A 15734-nucleotide genomic window follows, 5' to 3' on the forward strand; every position below is an offset into this window, starting at 1 on the left:
GCGCAACGAAAGGGATTTTAAGAACGCGTTGATCCCAATAATGAGCGCCGAAAGCTACTTGCAAACACTCAAAAACTAATTCCGGCTAAAACCTATCTTGTTAGTCCTATTATACGATCGTCTTTAGCCTTACTCGTCGCGTAGCGACTTCACCGGATTGGCCATGGCTGCCTTGATGGCTTGCCAGCTTATCGTAAACAGCGCAATGGCCACTGCTGCTAATCCCGCTAGAGCAAACATCCACCACTGGATATCGATGTGGTAAACGAAGTCCTCCAGCCACTTGTTCATGGCCCACCAGGCAATGGGGGAGGCGATGACAATGGCGATTAACACCAACTTTACGAAATCTCTGGAAAGCAGTACCACGATGCCCTGTACCGTAGCCCCCAGCACCTTACGGATGCCGATTTCTTTCGACCGTTGGAACGCCATGAGCGTGGCCAATCCGAATAGTCCCAGACAGCTGATAAAGATGGTAATACCTGTTGCCGCCTTTACCAGCGTTTGGGTATTGCGATCACTCTCATAAAATTCCTCGATGAATTTGTCGTAAAAGCGGTATTCGAACGGTACTCCCGGATAAATCTTGTTCCATTCTTTTTCGATGGCCTGTATTGTTCCCTGCCACTGTGCAGTTTCCTTGGGCAATTTGATGTTGAAGGTATGCAATCTACTTTTCTGGGACACGATGGCCGTAGGCTGGATTTCTGACCGAAGCCCCATTTGATGGAAATCGCCCACCACGCCAACAATGGGGTAGGTTTTGCCGCTGGATGGAATCACGAGCATCTCGCCGACAGCTTCCTCTGGCGCGGAAAATCCAAAGGCTTTCGAGGCTTTTTCATTGATGACCAGCTCATTGATGGTGTCCGAAGGACGGATGTTGCGCCCCGCGAGGAACTTGAGCCCGTAAACGCCCGCATAAGCTGTGTCGGCCATCTTCATGTGCAGGGCTTTCTGGATTTCTACCGTATCCCTGAAATAGCTGTGCATGTTGCTCATCATCCGGTTGTCCATTGGGCGGTCTCCCAGGGCCACGCCCGAAAGGGCAGGAAGTCGCCTGAGTTCATTGGCCAGTACAGATTCTTTATCTTTGTTTTCCGTGCGGTTATAGACCTTATATGGTACATCGATGGTGATAAGGGCATCTTTGTTGAAACCCAAATCTTTTTTCAGTGTATAGTGAAGCTGTTGCCCCATGATAACGGCCGAAACGATAAATACCTGTGCCACCAGAAACTGGAAGACAATCAGCGCTTTTCTGAGCGACAACCTATTACGGCCCACCACGTTCTCCATTTGGCCTTTCAGCACGTTGACCGTGCTGACCTTGGTCGACAGGAATGCGGGGTACAGGCCGGAGAGTAGCGCGATGCCCGTAATCAATAGCACCGTGAAGAGTAGCATGCCCCCATAATTTACATAGTCGAACATACCTTCGGGGAGGAATACGGAAAACACCTTGCTGGCAAAGAAGGTAAGCAGAAAAGAAAGACCGAGTGCGAGGAGTGTCACGACAAATGTTTCGCCAATAAATTGCCCTATAAGGCTTGCAGTCGTGCTGCCGAGGGTCTTGCGGATGCCGATTTCCCGTGCCCGCTGGGGCAGGAGGGCCGTGGTGAGGTTGATGTAGTTGATGCAGGCCAATGCCAATAGGAAAGCGCCTACCGCCATTAGGCCATAGAGTACGTTCTTATTGGCCGTGCGCGTCTGCGCACCAAATTGCGTAGAGAAGTGTCTTTCCGTCATGGGCAGCAGTTCATACCAGCTTTCGTAGTGGTATTTCGCAAATTGTTCCGCATTGAATTTTCTGCCTACCACATTCACTTGGTCTACGATATGCTGTGGGTTGGTGTTTGCTTGGGCTTTAACGAATACCAAATCGTTGGAGCTCATACCTCCCCAAAAATCGTCGTTCAGATCGGCTTCAGCTATCCGTATAAATTCCGTATTGTCTCGGTTGAAGCTGTTTGGATAGTCAAGCGCTGCCACCACTCCGGAAACCTGCTTGTGCAGCGTATCGTCATAAATGAGTGTTTTCCCCAGTATTTGGTCTGGACTAAGGTCGGGGAAATATTCCCGAGCCCTTTTATCGGTAAGCACCACGCGATCCGGCCCATCCAGTGCGGTTTTCCTGTCGCCGGCTAGCCATTGGTACTCCATCATATCAAAATAGTCTGGTAGGGTGGCCACCTGTACGGTCTGGCGGTCAAAAAGGGTAGGGGATTGCTGCTTGCCAGTCGGTATCGATACCGAATTGTAATACTGATAAAACATGGGTACCACCAGCTCGGCGCCCGACACGTCGCCGAGCAGTACGTTGACTACGGGCTTCTCGACACCGGCAAATCCACCTTCTTCTCCGTCTTGATTCTTACTTTTGTTCACCAGTTGGTAAATGCGTTCCACATCGGGCAATTTCTTATCGAAACTGTATTCGTAATCTACCATGCGGTAGATGATCCAGCAAGCGCTGATGCCTATGGCCAGTCCCAACACGTTCAGGGCGGAGAACATCCTATTGCGCCAAAGATGGCGGAAGGTGGTTTTGAAATAGTTTTTTATCATATTCTATAGTATTGAGATCCCGAAAACGGGACAAGTCATGCGTATTGCGTTATGGGTTAGGGCGTATTGCAACACGCCCCTTACTCGTCGCGTAGCGACTCCACCGGATTGGCCATGGCAGCCTTGATGGCCTGTGTTGCCACTGTGAAGACAGCCACCACAACGGCCACCAGTCCCGCCAAGGCAAACATCCACCACTGTATCTCTATTTTGTAGGCAAAGTCCTCCAGCCATTTGTTCATGGCCCACCAGGCAACGGGGGAAGCGATGACAATGGCCAAAAGAACCAGTTTGACAAAGTCCTTTGATAGAAGACGCACAATGCTGCTTACTGTTGCACCAAGCACCTTTCGTATGCCAATTTCTTTGGTACGTTGCTCGGCTGTATAGACCACCAGACCAAATATGCCCAATGAGGCAAGTAAAAGCGTCAAGGCGCTGAAGAAGCCAAAGAGCTGTTGTTGCTTGGCTTCGGCGTCATACTGTTTTTGGAGCATATCATCCACCCATTCCAGTTTCAAGGGCATATTGGGGTGAAATTGCTGCCACAGCTTGTTGATGGCTGGCAATACCTTAGCTTCCGTACCCGCTTTGACCAATATGAGCACACTGGTATAACTGGGATTATTGTCGACGAATATGATGGTTGGCTTTATAGGCTCTCGCAAGGAAATATTATGGAAATCTTTCACGATGCCGATGGGTGTAATGCCGAATTCATTCCAAGGCTGGTCCGTATGGTCTATGTGAAACAAAGATGCCGTACTTGCCGTCATCAAGGCCTTGGTCGTAAGGGCGTTTTGAGCCATTTGTTGCTTATCGGATGATGCGATGTTTTGGGGTAAGGTATCTCGTGCTTCCCGCTGGTCGAAGAGCCTACCCTTATTGGCATGAAGGCCCAATACATCGGGGAGGTCAGCGTCTCCAAAGATGTAATTGACCAAAACCTTGGAGTCTGGATTATCGGGATGAGCTACGTACCTGCCCATACTTGCTTCTCCTATGGTAGGCGTCCAACCAGATAGGCTTACTTTTTCTATTCCTGGTATTTGCTGTAACTCCTGTTTGAGGCTTTGCGCACTGGTTCCAGAAGCGAATTGTGAAATGGCCAACAGCCCTTTGCTGCTAAAGCCCAAATCCTTGTTGACCATGAAGTGTACCTGACTTCTGACGACCACCATGCCAATCAGCACGAGGATGGCTATGCCAAATTGGAATACGATCAGCGTTTTTCGCATCCACAAGCCTCCTGTGGGCGTGTTGCCTACCTGATTGCGTAGGGCACCGGCCGTGTCAAAGCGCGAGGTGACCCAGGCCGGATAGCTTCCCGTGATGATGCCGATGACAAGTATGGTCAAGAACAAGGATAGAAACGTTGCCCACTTGGAAAAATAGGTAACTGTAAGTGAATGACCGATGAAGCGTTCCAATGGACCTATGGAGAGTAGATACCATATACTTGCCATTACAGTGGATATTGCGAAGAACAAAAGACACTCGGTAATGAACTGCAAGATCAATTGCCTCCGCTGCGCTCCCAACACTTTTCGTACGCCGGTTTCTTTCAGTCTTTTCAGTGCTCTTGCGGTACTTAGATTGACGAAATTGATACAGGCAATGAACAAAAGCAGGGTGGTGACAATGGAAAATATATAGATATTGGTTGTACTTCCCTTGACGGGCTGAGATGTAAAATCCGAATGCAGATAGATATCGTCAATGCGTTGGAACTCGAAAGTAGGAATATAAGCTTTACCTCCTTCTTTGACGTCGGTAAGGAAATTGCGGTACCATTGGTTGGCCTTTTTGGAAAAGGCGGCCATGTCCGTATTGGACTTCATCAGGAGCATCTGCTCCACAAAATACCCACCGCCCTCGGTACTCAACGGCATGTCGTAGGGTTTGGCAATTTCCATTGCTTCCGAACGGAGATACGTGTTGCTGGGCAGGTCGGCCATGATTCCCGTTATGAGATAGGGCCTCGGTTCGTCATTGTAAGACGAGACGCTATAGATGATTTTGCCCACAGGATCCTCTTTCGGGAAATATTTCTCCTTAAGGCTTTTGGAAATGACGAGGTTGCCCTGTCCGGCCACGAAGTTCTGAGGATTTCCCTCGAGGATGCGTATGTCGAGCATTTTCCAGACATTGGTATCCGTTCGTATCATATGGACATCAAAAACGTTTTCGGCCGTCTTCTCCTTGCTTAGTTGGATGTTTCTTGTTTCAATAGCGGCAGCTTCCTCTACTTCAGGAAAATTCTTTTTGAGCTCGGTGTTTAGGTTGGCAAATGCTTGGGCTTCTTTTCCTTCCAGTCCAGCAGTGGACGACACGCTAAGGATGCGATAGAGGTCGTCTTTGCGCGACCAAAACTTGTCATAGGACAGATCGTCCAAAACGACAGTTCCAACCAACATACAAGCACATAGGCCTATGGTGAGCCCCACGATGTTTATGGTCGAATAGACCTTGTTCTTGGCCATCGTGCGCCAGGCGGTTTTGAGGTAGTTTTTTATCATATTCTTAGTATTGAGATTCCGAAAACGGGACAAGTCATGCGTATTGCGTATTGAGAAAAGCGTATTACGTACGGCGTGAAACGAAGTCCCGAGCATCGGGATTGAGGCATTATATGTCTATCGCAATTCGCATATCGCATGTCGCAATACGAATTAAGAATTATATTTTTGTTTCGACTGCCCGCATTACTTTTCCGTATTCATAGTCGGAAGAAACGCCTTTTGCTGCTTTCAAAAAGCTTTCCTTCACGATTGCTTCATTTGGCATATCCCTTGCAATTTGCTGTAAGATTTTACTTTTTTCGTAGTCCGAACTTATTTTTTGCGTGTACTCCAGCAGGCTAACCCATTCGCTGCTATCCGTTATATTTTTGTCAATCAGTTGGCTTAAAAGCTGTCCTTTGTGGTAATCACTTTTTATGCCGTCCATCGCCGTTATGGTGAGTGAATAACGATTTTTCGCACCAGCTTTATGTTTCAACAGGTTTTGGAGCACTTGCGCTTTATGGTAATCGCTGTTAATAGATGTCGAAACACGCAGCAGTTCGGCAAATTTCCGGTCGGTCATCTCAACGGATTTCAAGCTGGCGAAAAGTAAATCCGCCTTGTAGTAGTCGCTACCTATTAGTGCTATAAAGTCCAGAATTTTACTGTATTGGCTATCCGAAAGCGGCGAAGCCAGCAGCCTTTTTGTGACAGCCGCACGGTAATAATCGGACTGCACATCACCGATGACCTCGATATAGGCTGTTGTTACGTCTTTGTTTTCCAACTGTGCGGCCTTTATCGTTTGGAGGAAGCTGCTCTTGTAGTAATCTGACGAAAGCATGTCGTCAGCCTGATGCAGCAACCTGATTAAATCAGTGGTAGAGATCGTGGGTTGCTGCGACAGGTAATTCATGTAGGTCGTCTTGACATAGTCGTTCTTGAACCGGGGAATCTCCGTAAAGACGGCTTCAAAACCGCCCCTGGCGTATAGTTTGGCCGCCCGTTCTTGCGAGGCAACGCCACTGTCTATCAAAAATTGTATGCAATCGGCTATTAAGCGCCGTTCATCGGGCGTAAACGATGACTTGGTTTTGCCGTCGATTTCGTACGATAGCGTACCCTGCTTGTCTGAGGTGACGAGCAGGCTGGTGTTATCTTTTTCATAGCTTATGCGTCCGCCGGGCGGTAATGTCTGCACATCCGTTTCATCGTCGTTAAAGGCAATTTTACCTTTAACCTTTATCTTTGCCGACTGTCTGTCGTCGTTAATGGTGACATTGGTGTACGTTGTTCCTTTCTCTTGAACTGAAACTTGGGCGCTTGCCGCAAAAGACAGCAGCGAGGCCAGTACTACGGTAATAATTAAAGATTTCATCCTATTTTTATGCTTAATTTTTCATTTTATCCATCATGTTTATTTACAAGGTAGTACATCCGTTTAGCAAACCGAGCGCAGCGAGCTCAATGAAGTTAAATGCAACTCCGCTCGTTACCTGCACAGTCTTACCTACCGCACTATCTTTGCAGGTCACTGTCCCCCTCCCAACGCTCTTTACTACACACCCCCCTCGAAGAGGGGGATACACCAGCGTGCTACCTTTCTAGCGCCCAAACTTTACTCACTATGTATATCCAAGCAACAGGATATGCATAGGGATTTCGCTATTTACTCATCGCGTAAAGACTCCACCGGATTTGCCATGGCCGCCTTGATGGCCTGCGCGCTCACCGTGAGCAAGGCAATCGCTACGGCCGCCAGTCCTGCGAGGGCAAACATCCACCATTGTATCTCTACCTTATAAGCAAAATCTTCCAGCCATTTGTTCATGGCCCACCAGGCTAATGGTGTTGCAATGAGGACGGCCAGGAATACCAATATGATGGAACCTAAAGAGAGGAGCTGTACGATGCTTCCGACACTGGCACCCAGTACTTTGCGGATGCCGATTTCCTTTACGCGCTGCCGAACAGTGTAGGTAGAGAGTCCCAAGAGCCCAAGACAGGAAATGAAAATCGCAATGGCGGCGAACAGATTGAAAAGAAGGCCAGTGCGTTGATCCGATTGGTATTTGGATTCAAACTGCTTATCGACAAAATTGTACTTGAAGGGAGCGGGGGAGTCTCCCGCATATTTTTGGTATTGCTTTTCTACAGCCTTAATAGCATTCGAAGCCTCTGCAGCAGTGGTACGTACATACAACATATTACCGTCATACCAATGGAAAAAGAGCAAGGGCGAGATTTTTTCCTTGAGTGACTTGAAGTTGAAGTCCTTGACAACACCCGCTATGGTGCCCGGCCGGTTGTGGAAACTAATGGGGGTACCCACATAAGGCGGGGTAAGGCCCATTTCCCTCACCGCGGCTTCGTTGACGACGTATAAGTTGCTGTCGGCAGCTGTACCCGTGAGGTTTCGCCCTTCCAGCAATTGAATACCCATGGTAGGGATAAAGTCTTTGTCGATGGAAGATTGACTGACGAAGATGGCAAGATTGGCTGGTTTTCCTGGCCATTCCAGGTCGCCTGTGGCGTTGCCGATATTGGTAAAGTCGTACATGTCCGCCAGCGCCACATTGATGATGCCCGGATGGTTTCTCAATTCATTTTTTACGGCGTCGATGTGCTCCACGGCATTATCCGGAAGTGGCACGCTGAAAACGTAGTTTTTATCGTAACCGAGGTCCAGCAAACGCATATAGGCCATTTGTCTGCCGATAACTAAAGTAGCCACAATCAGCACCATGGAGATAGAGAATTGGAAAACGACGAGTACTTTACGAAGCAGCGTGGCGCCTATGCCTGAAGACATTTTTCCTTTCATCACCTGGAGCGGTTGGAATCCAGAAAGCAGTAAAGCTGGATAGATTGAGGCGGCCAACAAAGTGCCCAAGGCCGAGTATCCGATGACTTTCCAGATATTGGGATTGTACCAGGAGAACTGCAGTTCCTTGCCTGCCAGGGTGTTGTAGAAGGGCAAGAGTAAGACGATAAGACCGATGGCAATCAAGAGCGCGACGCAAAAGAGCATGGCGGTCTCCACCATAAACTGCGAAAACAATTGCCATTTGCTGGCGCCGATGACCTTCCGGATGCCGACTTCTCGTGCGCGTTCCAGCGCACGGGCGGTAGTGAGGTTGATGTAGTTGACGGCCGCTATCGCCAATACCAAGATGGCAATAAGTACAAAAATTTGTACCATCCTTGCCGAGGCATTGTTTCCGTCTACGCCGATTAGATGGAGGTCGGCAAGGGCTTGTAGTTTGAACTGCACCGTGCTTTCACCGTTTCGGGCGTCAACGTAAAATTTCGTAAATTTCTGCTCGACAGCTACTGGATTGGCTCCATCACGTAATTTGACAAAGGTTTTAAAGGCATAGCTCCCCATGTCCACATCGATGGACTTCCAATCGCCATTTCCACCATGCTCCGTAAATCGTTGTGCATAGTAGGCCATCGGGAAGATGGCGTCAAATGCCATGGTGGAGTTGTCCGGAAAATCCTGAAAAAGGCCGGTTATAGTAAAGTTATCTCCCCTGTACTGGATTACTTTACCCATGGGGTTTGCCTCTCCAAAGAACTTTCTCGCGGCCGATTCAGTCAGGGCTACGCTATTTGGGTTGGGGAATAGCTGTGAGCGATTTCCCTTGAGCAAGTCAAAGTTGAAGATATCCAGGAATGTACTGTCGACATACGCTGTGGTGAGACCGTCAATCACCGTTCTCCGATCTTCACTGGTGAGTAACTGGCCATTGTTTTCGGAAATGCGGACGATGGATTCCACTTCGGGGATGGATTGGCTATATACGGCCAAAGGTCCGGGAACGCCCTCCCAAACCGTATTGACGTCTAGTTGGGCTGCGAAGCAATGGATGCGATTATAGTCCCTATGAAAGCGGTCATAACTCTTTTCGTGCTGCACCCAAAGCAGCAGCAGGATGGCGGTAACCAGACCAAAGGCCAATCCGCTGAGGTTGACAGCGGTGTGGAATTTGTGCTCCTTCAGGTTCCTCCAAGCAGTTTTGAAATAGTTCCTTATCATGCACTTAGTATTGAGATATGCGTATTGCGTATTGAGATATTAGGTGTCTTTTGCTCTTTCATCTTTATCCCTTATTCTTTCATTTTTCAATTTTATCGCGATTCGCATGTCGCACCTCGCAATACGAAATGATCATTCATCCCTTAGACTATCCACCGGATTGGCTACCGCCGCTTTGATGGCCTGCGCGCTTACCGTGAGCAAGGCTATCACCACGGCCGCCAGTCCTGCCAGGGCAAACATCCACCATTGTATCTCTATCTTATAGGCAAAATCTTCCAGCCATTTGTTCATAGCCCACCAGGCAATGGGAGAGGCGATGACAATGGCTAAGAGTACCAGTTTTACAAAATCTTTAGATAATAACCCCACTATCCCTGATACCGAAGCGCCAAGCACCTTGCGGATACCGATTTCCTTGGTGCGCTGGAAAGCGGTGAGGGTAGCCAAACCAAAGAGGCCTAAGCAACTGATAAATATCGTGACTCCTGTCGCCAGATCGATCAATTTCGCCGTGCGGTATTCGGTTTCATAAAGTGTTTTTATCTTTTCATCAACAAATTTGTATTCGAATGGTGCATTTGGGTAGAAGTTTTTCCATTCTTTTTCCATGGTGGCTATGGCCTTTTTCCATTGCTTCCGGTCATTTGGCAGTTTGATATGGAATGTTTGTAGTTGTCCTGATTTGTTGGACGAGCCCAATATCAAAGATCCTATCTCGGTCCGCAACGATTTTTGATGAAAATTCTTGAATACCCCCACAATAGGTAGGTTTATATTGTCGCTTTGGACGAGAAACTGTCCAATGGCTTGTTCCGGAGACTGCAATCCAAGTGCCTCTAGGGCCGCCTCGTTGATCAGGATATCGCGCATGGTATCGGTCTGCTGTATATTGCGTCCTGCCAACAGTTCGATCTGATAGACGTCGATGTAATCCTTGTCGATGTATTTGCGTGGTGTAGACAGTTGTATACGTCCTGTATCCGCGGTAAAATAATATATGTTTCCCCAATGGTTGTTGCTTTGCGGTTCATGCCCCATCGCAACACCCGCTATTTCGGGACGTTTTTCCAACGCCCGTTTGTAAAGAAAAGGGTCAACATCACTGTTTTGATATGATTTATAAGGCATACGGATATTTACCAAAGCATCGTGTGAAAAACCTAAGTCTGCTTTTAGCGTGTAATCCAGTTGCTGCCCGATGATCATTGCACTCACGATAAAAAACTGGGCAATGATAAACTGGAATATGATAAGGGACTTGCGCAATGTAAGGCGGGTACCCTTGATTTTAGTCTCTACCTTGCCTTTTAGGGTTTCTATAGAGCGCACTTTGTTTATCAGATAAGCAGGGTAGAGACCAGCAAAAAGCGATACGAGTATAACCAATCCGATAAGGAATATGCCTACGATAAGTCCGTTGTCGAAGTGGTGTATTCCTTTTGGTATAAACTCGGGATATATCTTTTGAAAAAAGGATACCGATGGCCAAGACAGTAATAAGGCAAAAAGCGTAATACACAGGGTTTCCGCCAGAAAATTGGCCGTCAGGTAAATAGGTCTGGCGCCTAAAGTCTTGCGGATGCCGATTTCCTTGGCACGCTGCGGTACCTGTGCGGTGCTTAGATTGATATAGTTGATACAGGCCAAGATGAGCAAAAATCCACCAATGGCAATAAGCCCATACATTACTTTTTTGTCGGTGCTGGTCCCCTCTGTATCGTATTGGCGTTCAAAATGTTTATTTATTAAAGGAAATGATGCAAATTGTACCTTGAATCCCATTGCCGCATGTTGTTCGTACGCTGTCTCCTGGTAGCGTTTATGCGCTAAATCCAACAAGTGTTTGAGGGAAGCTTGATTTTTGGCTTTCACATAGAGTATATGATTGGAATTCATGCCGAGCCAATTGTGGTTGCTCCATTCTTTTTCCGGGATCGGCATGAATACTTGGGCGTTAAAACTGCTTGGGAATGGCAGGTTTTTGACGACACCCGATACGACCAATTGTGTCGTATCACCCATAATTGCCTTTCCGATAAGGTCGGCGGTCCTAGTCTTCGGGAAATAGACCTTGGCCCTTTCTTCTGTCAATACCACATTGTTGGGAGCGGCAAAGGCAGTTTTGGCGTTGCCCGCAATCCATTCGTAAGGTAGAAGGTCGAAATAAGTCGCCCGTGTACCCACCATTCCTTCTTGATCGTCGAACATCAAAGGTTCGTCTTCTCCGTCTTGGTTTATGGACAAACGTTCGAAATATTGACTATAAATAGGCACAACCAATGCGTCGTCCAGGGATTCATCGGTCAATAACGGTGCCATACCCAAAGGAGCACCTGCGAAACCGCTTTTTTCACCCTCAAATTCATTTTCGGATACAATCTGATAAACATCTTCCACTTCAGGAATATCCTTATCAAAACTAAACTCATAATGGACAATACTGAATACCAGCCAACAGGCACTGATACCTATTGTCAATCCCAATACGTTCAGTGCGGTGAACAATTTATTGTTCCACAGCACGCGCCAAGCGGTATTTATGTGGTTTTTTATCATTGTATCTAGTATTTAGATTTGAGACTACTCATATCTCACAACTTGCAACTCACAACTAAATTTACCCCACCGTTTCCATCACCACATGTCCATCCAGCATACGGATGACACGGTCGCTGAAACGGGCATCGTGCTCACTGTGTGTTACCATGACGATGGTCGTGCCAGCTTCGTTCAATTCGGTGAGCAATTGCATCACTTCATTACCGTTGTTGGAGTCGAGGTTACCAGTGGGCTCATCCGCCAGGATCAGTTTGGGATTGTTCACCACGGCACGGGCCACGGCCACACGCTGCTGCTGACCACCGGAGAGCTGCTGCGGAAAGTGGTTCCTACGGTGCATGATCTGCACTTTTTCCAGTACTTCTTCCACGCGCCTCTTGCGCTCGGCAGCGGGTACATTGGTGTAGATGAGCGGCAACTCCACGTTTTCGAACACCGTGAGTTCATCGATCAGATTGAAGCTCTGGAACACGAAGCCGATATTGTGCTTACGCAGGTCGGAGCGCTTGCGCTCGTTGAATTTGGCTACCTCGATGTCGTTGAAGAGGTAACTACCTTCGTCCAAATCGTCCAGCAGGCCTATGATGTTAAGCAAGGTAGACTTGCCACAACCAGATGGGCCCATCACGGCAACAAATTCGCCTTTATTGACATGGATGGTCAAGTCATTGAGCGCTACCGTTTCCACTTCCTCTGTACGGTAGAATTTCTGTAAGTTGGTTATTTTAATCATATTCTTTAATAGCTGTTAGCGATTAGCGATTAGGCCTTAGCTCTTTTTCTATTTTGATTCACCTTTTTTGTTCCAAAAATACAATATATTGAAAATCAATAGTTTGTTATTTTTTGCCCTTAGCGATTATGTTCGTATTCGGACACTTTTTGTACGCTTGTGGACAGTAGGGCAGCTTATTGGTTGATTTGTCGTTGGTTTATTCCCTTGGGGCATCCGTCAGCTGGCGGACGCCCGTATACGCTTTAGTCTTTAGTCTCTGGACTAGAATTTTTAAAGATATTTTATTGAAATATTGTTTTATTTCATATTTATTTCTTTTTATATTTGTTGATATAGATTGAATGTCTCACCTAAACCTACAACCTATGGAATACCTAAAAGAAAAAAAACGCGATTTTTTGAGACGGGATTTCAGTCAAGAATATTTCCCTAACTGCATTGATGAAGTTTTTACTGAGATTGCCCCATATCAGTTACGAGAACGTGTATGGCATTGGTTTTCAATAATACTACAAGAAACGGCTGTAACCAATGAAGAAAAGCTGGAAATACGCAAAACTCATGCGATAATTTGCAAGCTGATGGATGCTGCACATGAATTGCTCTACGAACGCGATGTGCATAATCGTTATCATATGGATTTCGAGCGTTATGTAAAAAGCCCATTCTATTCCTCTCAAAAACATAGTAAAGGGTTCTTTAATGAAAAAATCCAATTACATGGCGGCAAGGTTTGGTGGCTGAGCCTAGAGGAAAGCTTGGATTGTTATCTAGCCTTCGAAAATTTCTTTTATTATGCATCATTACCTGAATGGAAAAGGAAGATGTCACATTGGGAAGAATCTGCGATTACAGGCGTCAGTGCGGTAGAATATATGGATGATGAACGCATTGCTTCTATATGTGAACATCTTTTCAAGTTAATTGAAGCGTGCTGTATTTTTCATAAATGGTGTTTCGAGAGTTTTGTCAATACGCCGCTTATGGGATATGGCGAGGATGGCTTTAACCCTGCTTATTCGGATGGTGATGCTATTTTTGCGCCTTTTAATTACCTTAATGAGCTGATGCGTGAGGAAAATGCTTCGACGTTGAAAAATAAACTCGCGAATTTATATGGGTTGACCAAAAACGAAGACAATCAGTTATCCGCTGATGAAATTGCTGGTCTGGTGGAGTTTCACGACCACTTCCAGGCTTTAATTGAGGTTGCCTATCTGATTTCCAGATGTGTCTATTGGCCTATAGATTGGTTTGATAGGGAAAAACGGCCTTATGCCTATGTCCCTATAATGGAAAACGAAGGATATGAAATAAATGATCCATACCTATCCCTAGAGGAATGTATTAATCCATTTTCGGTCTTGAGCAAGGTGTTTGATTTTGGGGAATTCGAATATCACAGTTATTCTTTACGCAGACATCTAAAAAGCGCTATAGGCTTGATAAAGAGCTTTGAAGATATAGAATATATAGAAAATTGGAACCGCTTGATAGAGTCCCTCTATCTCATAAATGTCAAGGTGTATTTTGGTCTTTTAAAAGACTAAAGACCCCAAGTGCTTGAGACACCCTAGCAGGCTGCCAAGTTAATCTTGATACTTTTGTCTTGATACTTAATAACCTGAGTTCGATTGTTAAGGTTACTCCTTGAAAAAAGCAAAAACAACTCGTCACCCCGACTACAGTGGAGGGGTCAGTTTGCGTTGAATGATGGATTTGACTTCGCTCACGATGACGATCGATGGTTTTTTTCGGTACAAACTCCATTAATCGAGCTCAGGTTAATACTAATTAACCATTAACATATCTTCCTATGATGTGGCTTACCTGATGAAATACGAGGAAGAATATATATTGTATTTTACGCTATTTTAAAATCATAAAGTATAACTATTTGATTTGTTTTTTATCATAAAGTTATACTTTATGATTTTTTTGTTTCATATTTAGGGATTGTATATTACCTTTGTGTCATGTTTTTGAGGGATATATATCCGGCATTGGAGGCACATATGCAGAAAAAGCAGGTGACGGTAATTACGGGGATGCGCCGTGTAGGCAAGAGTACGGCCGTTAAGCATCTTTTGCGCAATATAGGCCATGATAATGTGCTGTATCTGGATTGTGAGCGCGTAGAGGTGAGAATGCTGTTTGCCCGTTCGCATTACGAGGAGATCAGGAGCGAACTGGAACTAATGGGCTTCGATTTTGCGGTGGCAGGAGTCATTGCCATAGACGAAATACAGCTTTCGGAAAATCTGCCCAGCATCATCAAATACTTCTATGATACATACTCTACCAAGTTTGTCGTTACGGGTTCCAGTTCTTATTATATGAAGAACAGGTTCTCGGAAAGTCTAGCAGGCAGGAAACGTATTTTTGAAATGTATCCTTTGAGCTTCAAGGAGTTTTTGGTATTTAAGGAGATATGGAAAAACACCTTCGGCCGGTATGCACAGAAAACCTTTAAGAAGTCTTGGTATAACCAGATGAAGCATTGGTACGAAGAGTACCTTGCATATGGCGGCTTTCCTGAAGTGGTGTTGGAGGTGAAAGTGGAAGATAAAAAGGAAATGCTGAGCGATATCATCAATTCGTACATCGAGCTGGACGTGAAGTTACTCGCCGACTATTCGTTGAGCGAAGATTTGTACAAGTTGATCAAGCTATTGGCCGCTAGGGCAGGAAATAAGGTGGACAATTCTAAGTTGAGCAGTGTATCGGGCATCAATAGGCAAAAGATAGCATCTTATATCCAATTGCTCGAGCAGACCTACCTGATCTACCAAATTGCCCCCTTTACACGTAACGTGGACAAAGAGATATCTCACCAGAAAAAACTATATTTTGCAGATACAGGCCTGTTGCAGGCACTGGCTGGCAATACCTTGTCTAGCGGGCAGTTGTTTGAAAATGCTGTAGCGGTACAGCTATATACCTTGGGCGAACTGAACTACTACCAGCGCAAGAGCGGTCAGGAGATCGATTTCATACTCGATGGCCAAATAGCCATCGAAGTAAAAGAAACACCTGTTTTGCAGGACAAGAAAACCCTGCAGCAACGGGCCGCATCCATCGACCTGCAAGCGGATTGGCTAGTCGGGCTGCATCCATCGGCCGGTGGTTTCGAGGATTTTATGTGGGGAGGGGCATTGTTTTGAATGGTTGTTGGTACGTCCTATTTTGCCAAGGAAACTGGCGCAAGCTTTGGGGTAAAAGCCCAAGTGCGGGCGGGTAGCTTGCAGCTTGGCGTGTTTAGGAAGCTATAAGCTTCCTTCTATTTACTTGATCCAAGTTAGGCCATCGCTAATCCCAG

8 protein-coding genes are annotated in these 15734 nt (G+C 46.2%); 2 read left to right on the forward strand and 6 right to left on the reverse strand.

Annotated features, from left to right (window positions below; genetic code table 11):
• Positions 1-129: 129 nt before the first annotated feature.
• The 6 genes from A37S_RS0117880 to A37S_RS0117905 form a co-directional block, all read right to left on the reverse strand.
• Positions 130-2571, reverse strand: coding sequence for an FtsX-like permease family protein (locus A37S_RS0117880; RefSeq protein WP_028298182.1), 2442 nt, complete (start codon positions 2569-2571; stop codon positions 130-132).
• A gap of 80 nt (positions 2572-2651) precedes the next feature.
• Positions 2652-5090 carry an FtsX-like permease family protein gene (locus A37S_RS0117885; RefSeq protein ID WP_028298183.1) on the reverse strand — a complete coding sequence of 813 codons (2439 nt, stop codon included), beginning with the start codon at positions 5088-5090 and terminating at the stop codon, positions 2652-2654.
• A 160-nt stretch (positions 5091-5250) separates the two neighbouring features.
• A complete protein-coding gene (locus tag A37S_RS0117890) occupies positions 5251-6453 on the reverse strand; it encodes a hypothetical protein (protein ID WP_028298184.1) in 1203 nt (400 codons plus the stop codon).
• Positions 6454-6744: 291 nt separating this feature from the next.
• Positions 6745-9117: an ABC transporter permease gene (locus A37S_RS0117895; RefSeq protein WP_028298185.1), complete on the reverse strand. Its 2373-nt coding sequence runs from the start codon at positions 9115-9117 to the stop codon at positions 6745-6747.
• 132 nt (positions 9118-9249) lie between these two features.
• On the reverse strand, positions 9250-11676 hold the full coding sequence (locus A37S_RS0117900) for an ABC transporter permease (RefSeq protein WP_028298186.1): 2427 nt from the start codon (positions 11674-11676) through the stop codon (positions 9250-9252).
• A 61-nt stretch (positions 11677-11737) separates the two neighbouring features.
• Positions 11738-12412 carry an ABC transporter ATP-binding protein gene (locus A37S_RS0117905; RefSeq protein WP_028298187.1) on the reverse strand — a complete coding sequence of 225 codons (675 nt, stop codon included), beginning with the start codon at positions 12410-12412 and terminating at the stop codon, positions 11738-11740.
• Between the two features lie 368 nt (positions 12413-12780).
• On the opposite strand from A37S_RS0117905, the gene A37S_RS0117910 reads away from it, so the two are divergent.
• Entirely contained in the window at positions 12781-13965 is a 1185-nt protein-coding gene (locus A37S_RS0117910; RefSeq protein WP_157278801.1) for a hypothetical protein, read from the forward strand.
• 426 nt (positions 13966-14391) lie between these two features.
• Positions 14392-15579 carry an ATP-binding protein gene (locus tag A37S_RS0117915; protein ID WP_036603045.1) on the forward strand — a complete coding sequence of 396 codons (1188 nt, stop codon included), beginning with the start codon at positions 14392-14394 and terminating at the stop codon, positions 15577-15579.
• Positions 15580-15734: the final 155 nt, after the last annotated feature.

It is taken from the genome of Olivibacter sitiensis DSM 17696, assembly GCF_000427965.1.
Taxonomy (GTDB): Bacteria; Bacteroidota; Bacteroidia; order Sphingobacteriales; family Sphingobacteriaceae; genus Olivibacter; species Olivibacter sitiensis.